This window comes from Pedobacter deserti, from assembly GCF_024436415.1.
GTDB lineage: Bacteria > Bacteroidota > Bacteroidia > Sphingobacteriales > Sphingobacteriaceae > Pedobacter > Pedobacter faecalis.
In genome coordinates this window covers 653352-666608 of the sequence record NZ_JAFMZQ010000001.1, presented here as the reverse complement: position 1 = coordinate 666608, position 13257 = coordinate 653352, and the positions used below count along the sequence as shown (strand labels likewise).

The 13257-nt window shown below is 47.6% G+C and carries 14 protein-coding genes; 6 read left to right on the top strand and 8 right to left on the bottom strand.

Annotation, left to right across the window (positions count from 1 at the left end):
* Positions 1-83 precede the first annotated feature (83 nt).
* From J3P40_RS03095 to J3P40_RS03075, 5 genes are all read left to right on the top strand, one after another.
* Positions 84-704, top strand: coding sequence for a TetR/AcrR family transcriptional regulator (locus J3P40_RS03095; protein WP_256002862.1), 621 nt, complete (start codon positions 84-86; stop codon positions 702-704).
* A complete protein-coding gene (locus tag J3P40_RS03090) occupies positions 701-2023 on the top strand; it encodes a TolC family protein (protein ID WP_256002861.1) in 1323 nt (440 codons plus the stop codon). Before J3P40_RS03095 ends, J3P40_RS03090 begins: the two co-directional genes overlap by 4 nt.
* Before the next feature lie 10 nt (positions 2024-2033).
* Complete coding sequence (locus tag J3P40_RS03085; RefSeq protein WP_256002860.1) at positions 2034-3074, top strand: HlyD family secretion protein; 1041 nt, start codon at positions 2034-2036, stop codon at positions 3072-3074.
* 2 nt (positions 3075-3076) lie between these two features.
* On the top strand, positions 3077-4624 hold the full coding sequence (locus J3P40_RS03080) for a DHA2 family efflux MFS transporter permease subunit (protein ID WP_256002859.1): 1548 nt from the start codon (positions 3077-3079) through the stop codon (positions 4622-4624).
* A 239-nt stretch (positions 4625-4863) separates the two neighbouring features.
* Entirely contained in the window at positions 4864-7452 is a 2589-nt protein-coding gene (locus J3P40_RS03075) for a phosphoenolpyruvate carboxylase (protein ID WP_256002856.1), read from the top strand.
* A gap of 67 nt (positions 7453-7519) precedes the next feature.
* Here J3P40_RS03075 and J3P40_RS03070 read toward each other — a convergent pair whose 3' ends face one another.
* The 8 genes from J3P40_RS03070 to J3P40_RS03035 all read right to left on the bottom strand — a co-directional run bounded on the left by J3P40_RS03070 (position 7520) and on the right by J3P40_RS03035 (position 12476).
* On the bottom strand, positions 7520-7771 hold the full coding sequence (locus tag J3P40_RS03070; protein ID WP_256002854.1) for a DUF6952 family protein: 252 nt from the start codon (positions 7769-7771) through the stop codon (positions 7520-7522).
* A complete protein-coding gene (locus tag J3P40_RS03065) occupies positions 7768-8079 on the bottom strand; it encodes a thioredoxin family protein (protein WP_256002851.1) in 312 nt (103 codons plus the stop codon). Before J3P40_RS03065 ends, J3P40_RS03070 begins: the two co-directional genes overlap by 4 nt.
* A gap of 11 nt (positions 8080-8090) precedes the next feature.
* Positions 8091-8735 (bottom strand): peroxiredoxin, encoded by a 645-nt coding sequence (locus J3P40_RS03060; protein ID WP_256002848.1) that lies wholly within the window; start codon positions 8733-8735, stop codon positions 8091-8093.
* 120 nt (positions 8736-8855) lie between these two features.
* Positions 8856-9983 (bottom strand): hypothetical protein, encoded by a 1128-nt coding sequence (locus J3P40_RS03055; RefSeq protein ID WP_256002846.1) that lies wholly within the window; start codon positions 9981-9983, stop codon positions 8856-8858.
* Between the two features lie 20 nt (positions 9984-10003).
* The gene (locus tag J3P40_RS03050; RefSeq protein ID WP_256002843.1) at positions 10004-10576 is read right to left on the bottom strand and encodes a YceI family protein; all 573 of its coding nucleotides are present in this window, start codon (positions 10574-10576) and stop codon (positions 10004-10006) included.
* 72 nt (positions 10577-10648) lie between these two features.
* Positions 10649-11455, bottom strand: a complete 807-nt coding sequence (locus J3P40_RS03045) for a hypothetical protein (RefSeq protein ID WP_256002840.1) — start codon at positions 11453-11455, stop codon at positions 10649-10651.
* Between the two features lie 3 nt (positions 11456-11458).
* Positions 11459-11995, bottom strand: a complete 537-nt coding sequence (locus tag J3P40_RS03040; RefSeq protein ID WP_256002837.1) for a heavy-metal-associated domain-containing protein — start codon at positions 11993-11995, stop codon at positions 11459-11461.
* Positions 11996-12077: 82 nt separating this feature from the next.
* Entirely contained in the window at positions 12078-12476 is a 399-nt protein-coding gene (locus J3P40_RS03035) for an HYC_CC_PP family protein (protein WP_256002834.1), read from the bottom strand.
* 90 nt (positions 12477-12566) lie between these two features.
* On the opposite strand from J3P40_RS03035, the gene J3P40_RS03030 reads away from it, so the two are divergent.
* Positions 12567-13256: a peptidylprolyl isomerase gene (locus tag J3P40_RS03030; protein ID WP_256002832.1), complete on the top strand. Its 690-nt coding sequence runs from the start codon at positions 12567-12569 to the stop codon at positions 13254-13256.
* Position 13257: the final 1 nt, after the last annotated feature.

Here is a 13257-nt window from a genome sequence, read left to right as displayed (position 1 = left end):
TCGCAGGTAATTTCAAGATTACCTTTTTTTATTTTCTCAATATTAATCAATCGATTGATTAGTTTTGCGCACCCAATCAACATATGGAAATAAAAGATAAAAGAACACGTATTCTGGAAGCTGCGGAGCGGCTGTTTTCCGAACTCGGGTATGAAGGCTCGTCTACCCGGCTCATAGCGCGCGAATCAGGTGCGAACATGGCCATGATTAATTACTACTTCGGTTCCAAAGAAGGCGTATTCATGGAAATCATAAATAAACGGATTAGCGACCTAAAGGAACAACTGGAGCGAATCAGCAAGGGCAGTGAAACCGGTATCGAAAAATTGATGAAGATTATTGACGAGTATGCGGTTCGCACCCTGAGCAATCATCGCTTCCACAAAATGATACATAGGGAGCTGTCCCTCCCCCAACGCCCTGAAATGTTTGGCAACATCAAAAAAGCGATGGCTGAAAACTATCAGATTATCGAGAACATCATCAACGAAGGAATATCTGAAGGCAGCATCAGGCAGGTCGATGTCCGGCTAACCATTCTCACGCTAGTCGGAACCATTAGCAAGATAGCGATATCGCCCGGAAAGATCACACATGGAACAAGCCAGGATCTTGGCAAGCCGGAAGACCGCAAGCAACTTACCGATCGACTGATTGCGCATCTGCGCGATTTGATCACCATATACCTAGCACCCCAAAAATGAAACATCTGTTCAAAAATTTAATACTTACAGGCCTGCTGCTTTCCGGGACCACTTACGCTCAGCAGGTGAGGCACCTGGACCTTAGTGAGGCGGTCAACCTGGGAATTGAAAACAGCAAAAATCTACGCCTCTCACAAAATAAAATTGATGAAGCCCTTGCTCACCTTGCTGTAGTTAAAGACAACGCTTTGCCTTCGGGAAACGCTTCGTTTTTATATAACCACGCCGAGATCCCGGGCAACACGCTGGTCATAGGGGAGTCCGCACCGCTGCACCTACCGAAACGTGCAGACGCCTTTGTCGGAACCGCCGCAGTCGAGCAACTCGTGTATGGTGGAGGAAAACTCAGGTATGCCGAAGCGTCGACCCGACTCTTGGCCGAAGTTGCGAGACTGGATGCCGACAAAAGCAAAGAAGAAATCGCCTACGCAGTGATCTCTACCTACTATAATCTTTTCAAAATCATACAGAGTAAAAAGGTGGTTGAGCAGAACCTTGAATCGATTGCCAGCCAGCTTAAGCAAGCTCAGCGATTCTTCAGCCAGGGTATTGTCACCAAAAATGATGTACTCCGTTTCCAGTTACAGGAGGCAAATGTATCGCTTACCGGGATGGAAATCGAGAACAACCGCAAAATCGTCAATTACAATCTGAACATTATGCTCGGCCTGGATGGAAACACAATACTCGACATTTCAGATCCCGAAGCCCACCTCCAAATGGCACCAAACCTGGGCAGTTTTACCGAAATGGCCATGGAAAACCGCCAGGAGCTCCGCCAGCTGGACTTACAAAATCACGCTGCGGAAGTAAACACAAAGTCTGTGAAAGCAGAAACCCTACCTAGTGTTGGTGTTGGCGCCAATCTTTATTACATAAACCCAAGCGGCCGCTTCATTCCACCGGTCAACCAGTTTATCTCCCCCATAACGCTCGGCGCAAATCTGTCCTGGAACATCGGCTCCCTTTGGACAACTAGGCACAAAGTTGCAGAAGCGCGCATACAGCAAAAAAGCATAACTCTGCAGAAAGATGTACTTACCGATCAGGTTAAGACAGAAATAAACAAGTCTTATCATGACTATCTGCTGGCGGTAAACCGTATCAAAGTGCTTGAAGCCTCTATCGTACAGGCCACAGAAAATGATAAGCTGCTTGCTTCAAAGTACCAGAACAATGTAGCCTCGGCTACCGACCGCATAGATGCTGAAACATTGCTATATCAAGCCCGCATCAATCTGGAAATTGCAAAGGCGGATGCAGGACTCGCCTGGTACACCCTGTTAAAATCAACCGGAAAAATCGACACTTCTAAATAATCCTACTGAAATGACAACTGAAAAGAAGAAAAACAAAATAATCCCGATCATACTCGCCGTATTAATCATCATAGGCGCCGGTTTTGGCATTAAAGAATACATCTATTACAGCAATCACGTCGACACCGATGATGCGCAAATCGATGGAGACATCAGTCCGGTTGTGGCCAGGGTAAGCGGATATGTTAAGCAGATCCGGTTCGAGGAAAACACCCACGTAAGCGAAGGCGATGTATTGGTTGAACTAGACGACAGCGACTACAGCGTCAAACTAGAACAGGCCGAGGCCCGCCAGAAAGGCGCCAGCGCTGGCGTTAATGTATCGCAAGCGCAAATCTCTGCCAGTTCTGCAAATACCAGTACCGCCAAGGCGAACATAGACGCGGCTAAGGCGAAACTTTCGCTGGCCCGAAAAAATTTCGAGCGTTATGCCAATCTGATAAAAGACGGCTCTGTTACACAGCAGCAGTTCGATCAGGCTAAGGCAGAAAGAGAGTCGGCCGAGGCGGAGTATGCCGCTGCAAACGATCAGTATATCGCCTTAGTTAAGCAAGTCAACACCAGCGAGTCGCAGTTGGCGGTAAGCAACTCTGGCGTAACTCAGCAACAGGCAGAGGTAGATTTTGCCAAACTCCAGCTTTCATACACTTTAATTAAAGCCCCTGCAAGCGGCCTGGTCTCCAAAAAGAACGTACAGAAAGGGCAGCTGGTCCAGGCAGGACAGTCCCTGTTCTCTATTGTAAATGACAACAGTTTGTATATCACTGCTAATTTCAAGGAAACGCAGCTCGAAGAAATCAAACCCGGCTCTAAAGTGAAAATAGAGGTCGACGCATATCCTGACGCCGAAGTCGAGGGGGAAGTCTACAACTTCGCCCCTATAACCGGAGCAAAAGGCTCCCTTTTGCCGCCTGACAACGCCACCGGAAACTTCGTTAAAGTTGTTCAGCGCGTACCCGTAAAGATCAGGATCACAAAAGCGCCAAAAGAACTTATGTCCTCGTTCAGGCCGGGCATGAGCGTTAAAGTATCCGTTTCCGTAAACGACTAAGCATGGCCGAAAAAGGTTTAAAAAAGTGGATCATCACATTCACAGTCATTACCGCATCCTTGCTGGAGCTTATTGATACGACCATAGTAAATGTGGCAATACCCCAGATCCAGGGCAACCTCGGTGCCACCCTGGAAGACGTCGCCTGGCTTTCTACCGGCTACGCCGTAGCCAACGTCATCGTACTGCCTATGTCCGGCTGGCTGGGCGGGCGCTTTGGCCGTAAAAACTATTTCCTGTTCTCCATTATCCTCTTTACCATAGCCTCCTTTCTTTGCGGGAATGCCACAAACCTCGAAGAGCTCATTATCTTCCGCATCCTGCAGGGACTCGCTGGAGGCGGCCTGATATCGACCGCACAAGCCATTCTAATCGAAACCTGGCCAAGGGAAGACGTCGGCATCGCCACAGCTCTTTTTGGCCTGGGTGCGGTAGTAGGGCCAACGGTAGGGCCAACCATTGGTGGCTACCTGCTCGAAATCAGCACATGGCCCATGATCTTTTATGTTAACATTCCCGTTGGAATCCTGGCGGCGTATTGCACGTATACTTTTGTACGCGCTACACCTAAAGAGGATAAAGGGGCGCCGGTCGACTGGTGGGGCATTCTGCTTTTGGCCGTTGCCGTTGGCAGTTTACAAACCGTACTGGAAAAAGGAGAAAGCGAGGACTGGTTCGCGACACCATATATTACAGCGCTTGCCGCCCTGTCGGTGATCGGGCTGTTGCTGTTCATCTGGCGGGAGACCACCACTGACCATCCGATAGTCAACTTCAAGATCATGCGCCACAGAAGTTTCTCCATCGGCATGTTTACCTCGTTTATTCTAGGTTTCGGATTATACGGCTCCGTCTTTGTCTTCCCCGTTTTTTGCCAGAACCTCTTAGGCTTCTCCCCGCTTCAAACGGGGGAATTGCTGTTTCCCGGCGGACTTTGCACCATCATCCTGATGCCTTTCATTGGCATAATGCTAAAAAAAGGCGTTCCTGCTCAAATTATGGCGGCGATTGGTATGCTCCTGTTTTTTGTATTCTGCAGCATGCTCAGTAAGTCGACCCTACAGTCGGGCACCGGCGACTTTTTTCTTCCCCTGATTGTACGCGGTATTGGCATGGCTTTGCTGTTTGTTCCGCTTACCACCCTGGCCATACAGGACCTGAAAGGTCCGGAAATCGGGCAGGGCTCAGGCTTGAACAACATGATGAGACAATTAGGCGGGTCGTTTGGAATTGCCGCGCTAACTACACTAATTCATGTGAGGCAGGGATTCCACCGCAGCAACCTCCTCGTAAATATTAACGAGTACAACCCCGCGTTTACCGACCGCCTTAACGGATTCATAAAGAGCTTTATGGCACACGGTTACACCTATCTAGACGCAAAAAATCAGGCGATAAAGGCTATTGAGGGAACAGTAATTAAACAATCACTCCTACTCACCTATAGCGACGCCTATTGGGTTGCCGGTTTAATTCTGTTGTTTTCCATCCCTTTGGTCTTCCTCCAAAAATTCAGGAAGAACGTGGCGGTACCCACAGATGCACATTAACAAAACAGCCGGCAAGTTGTCTTGCCGGCTGTTCTACCCCAAAAAATTAACAATTACTACCTGTCCGCTTCTCATTGCGTTGTAACGGCAGGCAAATAAATCTAGACGGATTTGTTAAACCTCTATGGTACTAAGTTAATGATTTATAGAAAAATATCAAAATAAATTTAATCGAAATAAGCCGTCGGTATTTGAATCATTTTTGGTAGCTTAAGCGCGCAAAAAACAACCCCCCAATTATGATGCAGAAACAACGTGCAAAAGGCCAGCGAGAGTCCGTATTCAACAACGAAGTTGTATCTCGTTTCGAACTATATAACAGCCTTTTCCTTACCCTTCCGTTTTACAAGATCAAAGACACAGGAACACTGCTTCCTCTTTTTATCAAGTCCTGCGAAGACGGCGTCAATAACCGGAAAACGCCCGCAGACATTATTCGTGCATTCTTTGAAAAATACACCCAGACCGAGGGAACCAAAGATGTTATAGACCTGCTCTTTCGCTTTATCCAATACATCGAACGCCAGGTCGTTTTGTTCGATGCCATAGAAGACGCGAGCTTTACCAAGATCAATGCCTCAGATGAGCACAGCGCTTTGCTCGATTATCTGAAAAAGGGCGTCGACAACAATCCTCTGAGTGAAAAAATTGAGAAGCTTATGGAGGATTTTTCGCTCCGTCTGGTTCTTACTGCGCACCCCACCCAATTCTACCCGGGAAGTGTGCTTTCCATCATTACGGATCTGACAACCGCCATTAAAACAAACGATTTGTCGACCATCCATTCGCTCCTGCAGCAGCTTGGCAAAACGCCGTTCTTTAATAAGAAGTCGCCCACCCCGGTCGATGAAGCCCTGAGCCTTGCCTGGTACCTGGAAAACGTCTTTTACTTCGCGGCGGCCAACATACAATCTGAGATTGACCGCACGCTTACAGACTTCAATCTCGAACCAAAAAAGATCCTCGAACTTGGCTTCTGGCCTGGTGGAGACAGGGACGGCAATCCCAACGTACATACAGATGCGACCATACAAGTTGCGCGAATGCTCCGTCAGATACTGTTCCGTTGTTACTACCGCGACTTCCGTAACTTAAAGCGCCGCATCACCTTCCGTGGCGTAGAAGACGACATCGCCAAAGTACACGACATCCTGTATGCAAACGCCTTCGATTCCAGTCTTCAGATGGAAAACATATCGGATAGCATTGTCGGATATCTCAGCAACATCAAGAATACTCTGGATACAGATCACGACGGGCTCTTTACCGATCTTGTGTCGGATCTGATACGCAAAATAGAACTTTACAAATGCCACTTTGCCTCACTTGACATCAGGCAGGACAGCAGGGTACTCAGAGACGTACATGCATATTGCCGACAAAGCAAGCCCATTATTTCCCTGTTCCCTGAAAACTACGATGAACTGAGCGAAGAAGAAAAAATTAACACGCTTGTATTCAAAAGCGCGCGACTGCAGAATCCGGCTACGCCCGACCCGCTCATTGACGACACCTTACAGACCATCTCGGAGATCAAGCAGATCCAGGAAAGTAATGGAGAAGAAGCATGCCACCGGTTTATCATCAGCAACTGCCAGCGGGCAAGCGACATCCTTCAGCTTATCGAGCTGTTTCTCTGGAACGGATGGGAAGAAGACAGCTTGACCGTCGACTTCGTACCGTTGTTTGAAACCGTACACGATCTGGAAGTAGCGGGCGATATCATGGAAACACTATACGCGCACCCCTTCTATAAAAAACATTTAGCGAGTCGCGGAAACAAGCAGCATATCATGCTCGGGTTTTCTGACAGCACCAAAGATGGGGGTTATCTAATGGCCAACTGGTCTATATTCAATGCCAAGGTTGCGCTTACATCCACGGCCAACAAGCATAACATACAACTCGCCTTTTTTGACGGCAGAGGCGGCCCGCCATCACGCGGCGGAGGCAAAACACACCGCTTTTATGCCTCGATGGGCAAAGAGATCGCCAACAAAAATATTCAGCTGACCATTCAGGGGCAAACCATCAGTTCACAATTCGGGTCTATCGACAGCGCAGAATTCAATATCGAACAGCTGATCAACGCGGGGATTTCAGCCGGCATCCGGGAGAAGCACAATATCCTGCTGGATCCGGTGCATAAAAACCTGCTCGACAACATGGCCAGGACCAGCTTCAACGCGTTTGTATCGCTCCGCAAGCACCCCCTTTTCCTGAGCTATCTGGAGAAGTTCTCGCCGCTTACCCTGCTTTCTAAAATCACCATCAGCAGCAGGCCGGTAAAACGCAGCTCCGGAGGATCATTGAAGCTGGAGGATCTGCGGGCGATCAGTTTTGTTACCGCCTGGAGCCAGTTAAAGCAGAATATCCCTGGTTTTTACGGTATGGGTACGGCACTTAAAGACCAGGAAGAACAGGGCAACTGGGATAAGGTTGTGGAAACCTACAATGAGTCGGGATACTTTAAGACCATCATCGACAACTGTATGATGTCCATGAGCAAGTCAGACTTCTCGATAACCGCCCATTTTCAGAACGACGAAGAGTATGGCCAGTTCTGGAAGAGCCTGTACGACGAATTTGAGCTGTCTAAGCGGATGCTCCTTAAGCTGTCGGGACATGAAACACTGATGGAGAATTATCCGGCAGAGAAGCGCTCTATTGCCGTGAGAGAAAAGATCGTACTTCCATTGGTATTGATCCAGCATTTCGCTTTGGAACGCCTTCGCGGCGATATATCTGCCGATGAGCGTCAGTGGTACGAAAAGCTGGCGATCAGAACGGTATATGGTATCGTTAATGCAGGAAGAAACCTGGCATAAGAAATAAACCAAGCAATAAAAAAGGGGATACATCATGCATCCCCTTTTTTGCTTTTCCACCTTCGGGCTATCCCCGATCGATCGAGCCCATGACTTTCTGAGAAAAAGCATTTAATGCATCCTTCTCAGCCATTCCCGATCTCACGCTGCCGTGTACTTCGAGCGCTCCGCAGATATTCGTGATCAGTTCGCCTGCCACATCAATCTCCGCCTCGCTCACACCCCTGAACTCGCAAAACGACTCTAAAACGGTGAGCGTAGTCTCCAGGTCTTCCGGCGTACTGTTCTGATACAACTGTCTGATTACAGGAATTTTCATGACTTTACTTTTTCAAATAACTCGGTCAGCAACTCAGCTTTATTGGTCTGAACCTGCCCCGCAAGGGACCCGCCGCTAAAAGCCGCAAAGGTTGGCAGATTGTCCACGTTAGCCAGCTTACGCGACTCCGGGAACTTCTCTGCGTCTACGATCAGGAAAGCCACGTCCTCGTTCTCCGAAGCAAGCTTCTTGAACTTCGGCTTCATGATCCGGCAGTTACCACACCAAGAGGCCGAAAACTGCACCATGACCTTGTCGTTGCCGGCAATATATTGCTGAAGGTTATCTTCTGTTAATTCTACAAACATCTTTGTTTTTGTTAGTTCGCACTTACATTAGCGCTCAGGTATTCTGCCACACTGGTCCTGTTCGCACTCATCGCTTCTTTACCCTCTTCCCAGTTTGCCGGACAAACCTCGCCATGAGTTTGTACGTGGCTGTATGCGTCGATCAGACGCAGATACTCTTTTACATTCCTTCCAAGCGGCATATCGTTCACACTCTCATGGAAAACCTTACCAGTCTCATCGATCAGATAAGTGGCGCGAAACGTCACATTCGAACCCGAAAAAGTCTCATTGCCTTCCTCATCATATTCAACTTCCTGTTCTACGATACCCAGAATGTTCGCCAGGTGCCTGTGTGTATCCGCAAGAATAGGATATGTTACACCTTCAATACCACCGTTATCTTTCGGCGTATTTAACCAGGCAAAATGCACCTCGTTTGTATCACATGACGCACCTATTACAATGGTATTTCTTTTTTCAAATTCAGGAAGTGCTGCCTGGAACGCATGAAGCTCTGTTGGGCAAACAAAAGTGAAATCTTTTGGATACCAAAACAACAACACCTTGCTGTTTTTACTAACGGCCTCTTCAAAAACGTTGATCTTTAAATTGTCGCCCATTTCAGACATGGCATCAACACTGATGCTTGGAAATTTTCTACCTACTAGTGCCATAATTTTATGTTTCGTGTTTAAAATTTTACTGGTGCAAAGGTACGCCAAGCCACCGCCAAATGCAAGCAAAGCGATCGATAAACCGATATCAATTCTCGATAGAAGTATAGACAAAATCTATTACCTCAAAACGCGGCCAGTCTTATCGATGGTTACGTTGAAAGGGTTCAGATAGTCCATCATCAAAGCCGCCAGCTCACGGCGACTAACAACCTTGGAGGGATTGTAGGGCGTTTTGAAACCATAGGATGTGTTCCAGTTCTTCCTTACCTGTTTTTCTGTACTTTCGGGGGCTTTGCCGCCCACGTAACAAATAAGGCTTAACGCATCGCCCGCAGTCAGTTTATCCGACTTATGGTCATCAAACCATATCTGGGCCTTATAATAATATTCTTTGATCACATCCTTTACCTCAGAAACGGATACCGGTTCCTCAGGCTTAAAATACGCTTTACCTTTGTTCAGAGAAGCCTTGAGGACGCCGGTCAGACCGGCGAACTGAATAGCCCTCCAGTTGGTATCTGCCGGTTTAACGTCTTCAAACGGGATTAGCGCCAGGTTATACTTGATCAGTTCGCCCTGAATATCTTTTAGACTCGCCTCGCTGGTCTTCTTCTTGAAGAAAGCCGCATAAGCCGCAGTAGCGCCTGCTGCCTGACCGAACGCCAGCGAATGCTGAGTGGCAGGTAAGATGATCTCGTTCTCGTTCGAAGCCCCGAGCAAAGCATGTAAACTCAGTATCGAGGCTTCAGGTGCATCCGCACCATAATTTGCCCCGATACTGGTTCTGTAATTATTATTCTGATAATCAAAGGGCTGCCAAATCGCGGGTGCTTTAACCGTGTCAGGTCGAACAAGCACTTCGGCCCTAACCTTGCGACCATCGCCAAGTTCCATAACCCAGCCCTGCCCAGACCGCTTCAGCTTTTGCCAGCTTACACTTCTTACGACAGACAGGTTTTTAGTGCTGTCTACCCATTTCCTTATCCCCGGCTCGCCAAGACTATCCAGCAAGGCAGTAAGCGTAGCCTCCAGGCCAGTTCCTGAACTGGCTTTTTCCATCGAAAGGCCAAGGTCATTGCCCGGTAGCAGCAAATGCGTTTTAACACCTGAAATGGCCGACTGCAGGCTCGCTGCGACAGCGCTATTTCCACCGCCTAGCACCAGCACACCCGTCTTTATCGTCTGCCCCCAAGCTATATGGAGCAAACAAAACAAAAACAAACAGGTGAGCAATCCCTTCTTCATTCAGAACTATATTTTAAAGTTTATTTTGCCTGAGCAAACTCCAGGTTCAGGGTGATCTTAACGTCTTTTCCAACACCCATTCCTGAAGGATCATATTTTATGTTGTAGTCCAGCCTGTTAATGGTAGTTGTAGCCATAAATCCAGCCTTGGTATTCCCTTGCTGATCTTTAGCAGTTCCACCAAAAACAACATCAAATTGTACATCTTTAGTCACATCGCGAATGGTCAGCTTGCCCGCAAGCACATAATTGCTGCCGCTTTTCTTTTTAAAAGAAGCACTCTCAAAAGTCATGTTAGGGTACTTTTCCGCGTTAAAGAAGTCATCAGACTTTAGATGTTTGTCGCGCATTTCTACATTGGTGTTGATGCTGTTAACATCTACCGTAAAGCTGATCTTAGCATCAGACAGGTCTTCCTTGGCCGCAGTTACGGTGCCGTTAAACTTACCGAAATTACCGTCTACAAAGGAAATACCCATATGCTTCACGGAGAAGTTCACAAAGGAGTGCATCGGGTCAACCGTCCATTTGGTTTGTGCAAACGACGCTACGCTGAATGTCAGCGCGATAAAAAATAAAAATGTCTTTTTCATGTTTCTAATTTTTCATACAAAGATACATCCGCACAAAACCTAAGCCATTGATCTATGATAAGAAATCGCCTGCTATTTAATGGCATTAAAAAAATTAAACTCCGCCCGAACCAAATACATATTGCGGGTATAGCGCCCCGGAATATTACCCGCCACCTGGAAGCGATAACCAACATCGATTCGGGTGCGACTATTTAAAATCATTTGAACCGCCGGAGCAAAGTCAACATAGGAACGTCCGTTTGCGGGATTTGTTTTGCCCAAGGCCTCAAAATACAAGTTTAAGTTGGGCTGATTGTAATTCCTGTACACCAAAGGGAAAAGCAGGTAACCGGACGACAGACTATATCCGATCATTTGGTCCGGTTCCGGCATGTCAGGCAATTGCTTGTCTGCCTTAACAAACGCCTTGCTGTAGTTCAAGTTGGCCGAAAGCGCAAGCTTATGCAACAACTGCGTAAACACTACGCCCCCCTGCACGCCGCTGTTGTCGCCCTCCAGGTTAATGTCTTCTGTATAAGTGGGCCGCCTGCTGCTGCTGACCCGTGCATACGCTGCAGCCCGAAAATGCGATTGGACATCGTCTATAGATAAAAACCTGTATTTGGTGTACACGCTGCCACCTTCAAATGCATAGCGTCCATCCATATCCGACAAAAACGCCTGTCCGTGCAGCATCCAGCTCTTGTTAAAACCGACCATCAGTTCCGGGATACTGCGGTTAGCAAACTCCGGGCTGAACACTCCCTCATTGGTTAGCCTTAGTCCCACCGACTTAGCAGGCATATTGCTGGCAGGCTCGGTAAACACATACAATTCCTGAGATTGCGCAGTGCTGGCCAAAAAGACCAGCACCAGCGCATATAACAACCCCCTCATCCTTTAAATAGACAGGTGATAAACACGTGTACGCTTACCATTTACAAGGGCGTAACCCGATTTGTAGGCTTCTGATTTCACTTCTGCCGCTTTCTTCTTATACTCAGCATTAGAAATAAAGCCTTTGTCGACCACATTGGCTTTCACCTTCCCGTTGAGCACCTTATTTTTCGCATTCACGAACTGATACATTTCAGAACCAGCAAGGGCTTTGCCTGAAGGGTCGACCTTTACCTGGTTAAAATTAAATGTAGCGGCCAGATTACCCACCGAAAAACCCGCATCCTGTACCTTATCTGCGATCTTATCCAGATTAACACGTTTGCCCGCATCAAAGCTCAGCACAAAGACATTGCGGTTAAGGTCGGGTTCCACATTTTTGACAAAATCCAGCGTACGGAGCGACTTCTCGGTAGCCTGAGAACACATCGAGCAGGTAAGCCCCGTAACCTGAAGTTCTGCAGAAGAAATTTGCTGAGCGGAAACCTTTCCTGCGGTCAGCACGAATATAATTAAAGCGAAATATTGAATCGTTTTCATGTTAGAATCATTTGAAGTTAAAAAATAGTATAAGCCACGGCCAACCAATACCTGGCAAGCCGGAAAAAAACCATCTTAACTCCTAATTCCTGAAAACACAGTTGAAAAGGTGCAAACGCACAAGCGAGGAGAGCGGGGGAGCCTTACCTTCTGCATCCTTAAAAACAACGGCCAACCCGCCCACTTTGAAATACGGCAACACCGCATCAAAGAGCATTTCCAGACTAACAATCTTGGGAATACTGATCTTACCAGAAGCCTCATGGCTGTCTTCAACCTTAGCATCCACATCCGTAGTCTTGCAGCAGTCATGGCTTTTCGCATCAGTTCCTGTTGCCTTGCACGACCCGCATTTAGCCGCCTTGGTGAAACTAAAAGAAGAAAAACTGCCGTTGCAGAAATGCATACTGACAGCAATGCCGATTACGCTGAACAGGTAAAAGACACATAAGCCTAAAGCAATTTTTCTTTGTAACTTCATAAATCACTGGAGGTTGACGAGTCAACGCTCAGGTACAAATATATAAAATTAAGCCGATCAAAACCAAAAGCATTATCTTGCAGCGCGATTATGAAAAGACTTCTTACCCTACTCTTATGCCTAAGCCTTAGCGCAGTATTCGGGGCCAGGCCAAAGCACAAATATGTCCGCATTCAAACCAGCATGGGCGAATGCGTCATAAAGCTATATAATGAAACGCCTTTACACCGCGATAATTTTGTCAAGCTTGCCAAAAAGAAAACTATAGACGGCACCCTGTTTCACCGCGTTATCAACGGATTTATGATCCAGGGGGGCGATCCGGACTCTAAAACAGCCCAGCCTGGCAGCGAACTGGGCAATGGCGATGTGGGCTACACCGTACCTGCAGAGTTCAGAGACAGCCTGTTTCACAAAAAGGGCGTACTTGCGGCTGCGCGCGACAATAACCCGGAGAAAGCCTCCAGCGGATGCCAGTTCTACCTTGTCCAGGGAAAAATATTTACAGACGAAATGCTGGATGCACTGGAAAGTAAACGTCAGGGTTTCAAAATACCAGGATGGCAGCGGGAAATATATAAGACCGCAGGGGGTACACCGCATCTCGACCAAAACTATACCGTCTTCGGCGAAATCGTTCAGGGCGTCGCTATGGTCGACAGTATTGCGACGGTAGCCACCGACGAGCGCAACCGTCCGCTAACCGACGTGAGAATGGCAGTGAAACTGCTCAGCAAGCGTGAAGCACGCCGTCTGGAACGTAAACTTTCAAAATCCTGAC

Bases quoted from the DNA above. Each gene is read 5' to 3' on its own strand.
- J3P40_RS03095 (WP_256002862.1), top strand. From the start codon at position 84: ATGGAAATAAAAGATAAAAGAACACGTATTCTGGAAGCTGCGGAGCGG.
- J3P40_RS03090 (WP_256002861.1), top strand. From the start codon at position 701: ATGAAACATCTGTTCAAAAATTTAATACTTACAGGCCTGCTGCTTTCC.
- J3P40_RS03085 (WP_256002860.1), top strand. From the start codon at position 2,034: ATGACAACTGAAAAGAAGAAAAACAAAATAATCCCGATCATACTCGCC.
- J3P40_RS03080 (WP_256002859.1), top strand. From the start codon at position 3,077: ATGGCCGAAAAAGGTTTAAAAAAGTGGATCATCACATTCACAGTCATT.
- J3P40_RS03075 (WP_256002856.1), top strand. From the start codon at position 4,864: ATGATGCAGAAACAACGTGCAAAAGGCCAGCGAGAGTCCGTATTCAAC.
- J3P40_RS03070 (WP_256002854.1), bottom strand. From the start codon at position 7,771: ATGAAAATTCCTGTAATCAGACAGTTGTATCAGAACAGTACGCCGGAA.
- J3P40_RS03065 (WP_256002851.1), bottom strand. From the start codon at position 8,079: ATGTTTGTAGAATTAACAGAAGATAACCTTCAGCAATATATTGCCGGC.
- J3P40_RS03060 (WP_256002848.1), bottom strand. From the start codon at position 8,735: ATGGCACTAGTAGGTAGAAAATTTCCAAGCATCAGTGTTGATGCCATG.
- J3P40_RS03055 (WP_256002846.1), bottom strand. From the start codon at position 9,983: ATGAAGAAGGGATTGCTCACCTGTTTGTTTTTGTTTTGTTTGCTCCAT.
- J3P40_RS03050 (WP_256002843.1), bottom strand. From the start codon at position 10,576: ATGAAAAAGACATTTTTATTTTTTATCGCGCTGACATTCAGCGTAGCG.
- J3P40_RS03045 (WP_256002840.1), bottom strand. From the start codon at position 11,455: ATGAGGGGGTTGTTATATGCGCTGGTGCTGGTCTTTTTGGCCAGCACT.
- J3P40_RS03040 (WP_256002837.1), bottom strand. From the start codon at position 11,995: ATGAAAACGATTCAATATTTCGCTTTAATTATATTCGTGCTGACCGCA.
- J3P40_RS03035 (WP_256002834.1), bottom strand. From the start codon at position 12,476: ATGAAGTTACAAAGAAAAATTGCTTTAGGCTTATGTGTCTTTTACCTG.
- J3P40_RS03030 (WP_256002832.1), top strand. From the start codon at position 12,567: ATGAAAAGACTTCTTACCCTACTCTTATGCCTAAGCCTTAGCGCAGTA.